Raw genomic sequence first — 5763 nt, forward strand, 5'->3', positions numbered from 1 at the left:
TACCTGCATGCCTGGGAGACCGGTTCGGAGACAAAGGCGGCCATCCGGAAGTGGATGACCTTCTACAACCATCAGCGCCCGCATTCAGCCCTGGGCGGCCAGCCTCCGGCGCTGGTCTACTGGCAGAGAAATGATATCAACCAACCCGATCAGCAGGTGCAGCGAGTAGCTTAATTTACGCCAGATCCTGTCCAAGAGATGGGGAGTAGCTCATAGACGTGCCTTGGATGCAGTGCAAAATGTGAAACCACACGCATTTTCTGCTGCGCAAGATTACTTCGACAGGCTGACCAAGGAGCTTCCAGCGTTCAGGATCTCCGTGGATGTCGATCCTCTCTCCGATGAAATTTCTGACAACTTTAGTTCCTTCCTGCCCTACCGCAACGAGATCATTGAACTCGTTCGGGCGATAGCTCGTGGCCCGGATAACTTGAGGTTTGGGGATGCACTGCATTCGGTTTTCGAGAAACTTTTGCCGACCTTCCAAGCAACGCGTGATAGCGGCCGCTACAGAGAGTTCGATTTCGACAACTACCGCTTCTTCGCTCGCGAGCTCTTCCTCTACGCAAGTGCGATCCTTATCGAGGAAGGCCGTGTCGATCTTCTCGAAATACTGCTCCGCAAACCATATTACGATCATGTCCGTGCGGAGTATGGGGGCTTGGAGGTTATCTCGTATGTCGCGTTCGATTACTCAGACCGTTTGCTAGAATTTCGAAATTCGAAGCTTCGGCTTAACTTGTCGGCGCCTGACGTATCGCTGCTCAAGGAGCGCTCGGTGGGTACGGGCATCAGGTTCGAGCAGCTGATGGAAGCGGACTTTGTATTGTTCCTCCGGAGCAACTTGCATCGTGGTGAGATGATACGTGGATGGTATCCTCGTACGTTAAGTGCCCTCGAATTTGGTCATCGTGCGTTCACAATTTTTGCTCGCGCGCGATCCAAGCGCGACCTCGACGTGTTGCTCAAGATCTTGGGGGTAGAAAGTCGAGCCCCCCTCGATGAGCTTCTGCAGTCCTTTGCTGACAAATCCCTTAAATCTCCAACTCTCGGACGTGGATGGCAGGACGTGGACGTACCACGTTTAGCCGGGTTCTCTGAGCTTGGGACGCAGAGTTGAAGCCTAGCGTCGCTCGTCAGGGCTCGTTAGGCATAGATTTCCCTGCCTCAGCTGGCCCTCCGCCCGCCAAGGCCATGGGGTCGCTAACCTGTAGCGGCCCGGCCTCCAACATTTTCGTCCGGAAGCTGTGCCATTTTCGTCCGGAAGCTGGCGGGCCGCTACAGTTCGACGAAGTGATTATCTTCGAAGGATGGCCGGTGCGGGTCGGCGGGGAGGTCAAGGCGAACCCGGATCGGATCGTCCGCGAGAACAAGGGAGGCGGCGACCTTTCCCAGGCTCGTCAAAATTTTCGTGTAAGCGTTACCAGGGCTAAATTGCACACCACGATCATGACGCCACACGACGACGCCTGCATTCTTTTGAAATCTGGCTAGCACTACTTAGGCAGATTTTCGCTGATCTGATATTCACCGGATTCACTGGGGACGTTTTTGGGTGATTCATAGGGAGCCAGCATTGAGGGAGGCTGGCGGCCCCGCTTATCCACTAAACAAAGCAAGCGCTCCAGCGCCGACAAAATCGCATGCGGGCGGAGGCTGAACGTCTAACTACGGCGCTTGGATAAAGATCGCTCCGGTTCCCCGAGGCTCGTCAAATAGGATTATGACGACGCGCTCGTCGCCCGAGGAAAAATAAAGGCCCGGGCTGCCCTCAAAGAGTATGGTGTCGGCATCCTCACTGAGTTTTCGTATGCACTCTTTACCGTCGAGGATGGTAGCGCCCAATCCAGGGCCACGAGAAGTGCCATGCTGTTCGACAAACTCGGGCAGAGATTGATGACGGGCCCATGTATCATTTTGTGTAAAGGCAAGGGCACCAATCTGATCTTGCAGAGGAACTTCAAACAACGCCACTGCGGGGCCGAGACCCAGAAAGCTGTGGCAAGTCGACTGAAGTCGTGGCTCGGCACTCTCCGGCAGAGCTTCTGCTAAGAGCCGAAGGATTTCACTCTCAACGTGGCCACCACATCCAGCGAGAAAAAATACTGTGGCCAATGCCACTACACGACAAACTCGCATTGGCTCAGCTTCTTGGGTGGATAATTTTCACGGCCAGCATAAACCATATTCCTTGGATCGCCGCACCTGTTTACCGACCGCACTCTGAAGGAGCACGTGCATCTGGTCAACGACCGGGATCGGGCGCCAGATCGTTGTCGATTTGTCCCGTTCGATACCGGCTTTCGTCCTCCATTGCTTGACCACTTCCCGGACAGGTTCGCGGTGGTTCCATCGCCAGACGATCTCGTCCAAGTATCGTTGAAGGTGTTTTCGGCCGAGGTTGTGGTAAACTCCGACAAGGGCACGCTGCACTTGGGAGATCACGGCCTCAGCCGTGTTCACATGGGCGCCGGTCTCCGGATTGGCATACTCTTTCTGGCTGTGGATCACATACTGGTGATCAGCCATGGTCTTTCCCAGACTTCGATAGCTCTTGCTGCCATCGGTCATAAGGTTAGTTGTCGCCGGGTCGATCCATTCTAGGAGAACCAGTTCGAGTGTCGCCCGCTGATCATTGGGGACGACCCTTGCGCGTGCCTGTCCGTCGCGCGAAGCCGCCACGAAGATCATCGGCTTTCCAGTGCCCTTACCGGACGGGTTGTAGGCTCCCGAGAGGGATTTCGGTGCGCCGCCGACATATGCCTCATCTACCTCGACAATATCTTCCAGTGGCATCAACTCACCGTTCCGGTCATCCATCATTTCCCGAATGGCATGCCCCATCTTCCAAGCAGTTTTCTGGTTTACTCCCAGTAGCCGGGCCATCACGACTGACGAGATGCCCTTACTCGATGTAAACACCAAAAACATCGCGCAGATCCAGATCCGGAAATCGAGCTTGGTGCCCTGCATCGGGGTGAGCGTTGTGACAGTGAATTGAAGACGGAAGTCTCGACACTGATAAAGGCCCGGCCGACAAGTCCTGCCGCGAAGTGCAGAGGAGGCAAACGACCCGCAATGGGGACAGTGCCGACCAGTGGACCAGATGATCCGCTCCAGGAACCGCCGTGCGTGCATCTCGCTCGGCATGCGCTTCCAGATGTCCGTGATCGACCTGAGCTCGGCGATCATCAGGCTTCTCCACTCGTTCCGATAGACGGACAATCTTGGCCATACGCCCGCCGAACGAAGCAGAAACCGAAAGACAGCGAAAAATGAGGCGAAATCGCGGAAATGCTACGCCGTGTCAGTGGTTTGCACTATTGACTGCTTTCTCTTGGATAGGCAGGCTGGCGGTTTATGGGAACCTGGCGGGACGATCTGGAAGGTTGGCTGGCACCGTTTGTTGCGGCGCTTGGGCACAAGACGCGAGGGCGGATGTGTCCGGCCTATGTCGCGGGTCTGATCGGCCTGGGCGACCGCAAGAGCGTGCAGCCGATGGCGGCGCGGGACGGGGTGGCCAGCTGCTTCATTTCATCGCCGATGGGGTCTGGGACAGTGCGCCGCTGGAGGCAGCACTTTTGGCCGAGGCCGACAGGCTGGTTGGCGGCGATGAGGCCTTTCTGGTCATCGATGATATCTGCCTGCCGAAGAAGGGGGATCGCTCGGTCGGGGTTGCGCCGCAATATGCGTCCTCGCTGGGCAAGACTGCGAACTGCCAGTCCCTGGTCTCGTTGACGCTGGCCTCAGGAGAGGTTCCGGTGATGGTGGGGTTGCGGCTGTTTCTGCCCGAGACTTGGACGGGCGATCCCGTCCGCATGGCCCGCGCCCGTGTGCCGGAGGACCGGCAGATCGCCTTGAGCAAACCGGAGATCGCCATCGCGGAGATCGACCGGGTGTGGGCCGCAGGCGTCCGCTTCGGCTGCGTGCTGGCCGATGCGGGTTACGGGTCGAGCGGGCCTTTCCGCCACGCGCTGAGCACACGAGGCCTCGCCTGGGCAGTCGGTCTGTCGCGGCGCCAGAACGTCTATCCGGTCGATGTCGGACTGATCTTTCCCGAGGTCGGGCGTGGGCGCCGCCGCAAATATCACCTGCCGGATCGCACGGCCGCTTCCGCCGAACAGATGCTGGAAGGTGAAAAATGGAGGAAGCTCAGCTGGCGGCGGGGCACCAAAGGCAGGCTGACCTGCCGGTTCGCCGCAACCCGCGTCCGGATCGCCGATGGCCATAAACACCGTATGGCCGACGGTCGCGTGCAGGCCATGCCGGGAGATGAGGAGGTCTGGCTGATCGGTGAGCGTCGTGCGACCGGCGAGCGGAAATACTACGCCTCGAACCTGCCAGCTGACACCAGCCTCGAGGCGCTCGCCGCTGCCGTCAAGGCCCGATGGATTTGCGAACAGGCGCATCAGCAACTCAAGGAGGAGCTTGGCCTCGACCACTTCGAGGGCCGGTCCTGGACCGGCCTTCACCGACACGCCCTGATGACGATGACCGCCTACGCCTTCCTGCAATCCCGCCGCCTCAAGGCCGCGGGACGGGCACAAAAGAGTCCCCGGACCACCCCCGCAACCGACCATGCCAGCCGTCAGGCAAGCCATCATCAACGCATTCGCGAAACCCCCACCAATACGATGCCCTCACTGTGAAAAGCTCATCGAAGCTGACTTTCTCCGTGATATCGTCAAGAAACACAGCGCTGCACTGAGCGGATGATGCGGATAGAACTCATGTCGGGCACTACTATTGACAAAACTCATCCCTTTCTGTTTAATATCGTGGCCATTGAAGCGGTTCTAGTTTGAACGCGTAGTTCACGCTGAAACTAAATCGCTGCGAGAATTTCTAATGCAGGCAAAATTTAAGCTTATATGATGAAGCGTAAAATTGTTAAGCTTTCTATTCTTTCCGTTTTTCTACTGATGGCCCTAGATACTCTCTTGGCATTTCTTGCTGACAACAAGATCAAAAACGAAAATTATTTTTTAGAGAGTAGAGTTGAAAATGCGACGCTTGGCTCAGGATACGATGAGGGGCTCGACTGCCAAGTGGCTACAGTCTTCTATTTTTATTCATACAAAACATGCTTCATCAGGCGTACGCAAAGGGGGGTTGAGAACTGGTCATACCGATTCCTCTATGCGCCACCCTTTCCTATTTTTATCAGCTTTATGAATGACTTTAGATTTGAAATGATTGAGACAGGAAGATCAAATTTTATAATTTATTTCGATGGAACGATCGAGGAGGTAAACTAAGACATGCCTGATTGCTAAACGTTGGCTGACCTATCAGGACAAACATATGACCCACTGGTTAGTGTTGGATATAAAGATGTTACGGCAGGGGCTGTATATGCTCCCATTTCTTATGACGCCGATTTTTCTCTATCGGAAAACCAAGTGCGACGGTTTTTAGTGCTCAAACCTTTCATTCTAGGCCGTGTTGACAAAAGGGATTCACATCGTGCTACAGGCATGATTCAAGCTGGTGTCTACGATGGAGACCAGCTTGGCACGAAATCTTATGTCGGACGAAGAATGGGCGTTCTTTGAACGGTTCATTCTGGCAGTCCGTGCGCCTAACGGGCGCAAACCGACCAATCACCGCCTTGTTCTTGATGGGATTTTCTGGATCGCCCGCACGGGAGCGCCGTGGCGCGATCTTCCCGAAGAGTTCGGTAAATGGTCCAGCGTCTACCGGCAGTTCCGGCGCTGGACACTGGCAGGGCTGTGGGAGGACATCATGGAAACCCTGAACCAG

5 protein-coding genes are annotated in these 5763 nt (G+C 55.9%); 4 read left to right on the forward strand and 1 reads right to left on the reverse strand.

Annotation, left to right across the window (positions count from 1 at the left end; genetic code table 11):
• The first annotated feature begins 3 nt into the window (after window positions 1-3).
• Both BLR51_RS26495 and BLR51_RS26500 read left to right on the forward strand, forming a co-directional pair.
• Entirely contained in the window at window positions 4-174 is a 171-nt protein-coding gene (locus BLR51_RS26495; protein WP_207543707.1) for an integrase core domain-containing protein, read from the forward strand.
• Between the two features lie 49 nt (window positions 175-223).
• Window positions 224-1120: a hypothetical protein gene (locus BLR51_RS26500; RefSeq protein WP_089852549.1), complete on the forward strand. Its 897-nt coding sequence runs from the start codon at window positions 224-226 to the stop codon at window positions 1118-1120.
• A gap of 1046 nt (window positions 1121-2166) precedes the next feature.
• Here BLR51_RS26500 and BLR51_RS26510 read toward each other — a convergent pair.
• Window positions 2167-3192: an IS1595 family transposase gene (locus BLR51_RS26510; RefSeq protein WP_089852551.1), complete on the reverse strand. Its 1026-nt coding sequence runs from the start codon at window positions 3190-3192 to the stop codon at window positions 2167-2169.
• Window positions 3193-3275: 83 nt separating this feature from the next.
• On the opposite strand from BLR51_RS26510, the gene BLR51_RS26515 reads away from it, so the two are divergent.
• The gene (locus BLR51_RS26515; RefSeq protein WP_446000287.1) at window positions 3276-4649 is read left to right on the forward strand and encodes an IS701 family transposase; all 1374 of its coding nucleotides are present in this window, start codon (window positions 3276-3278) and stop codon (window positions 4647-4649) included.
• A gap of 850 nt (window positions 4650-5499) precedes the next feature.
• The coding region (locus BLR51_RS26520; protein WP_131821841.1) for a transposase at window positions 5500-5763 on the forward strand (264 nt) is incomplete at its 3' end.

The sequence above is a fragment of the Salipiger marinus genome (genome assembly GCF_900100085.1).
Classification (GTDB): Bacteria; Pseudomonadota; Alphaproteobacteria; order Rhodobacterales; family Rhodobacteraceae; genus Salipiger; species Salipiger marinus.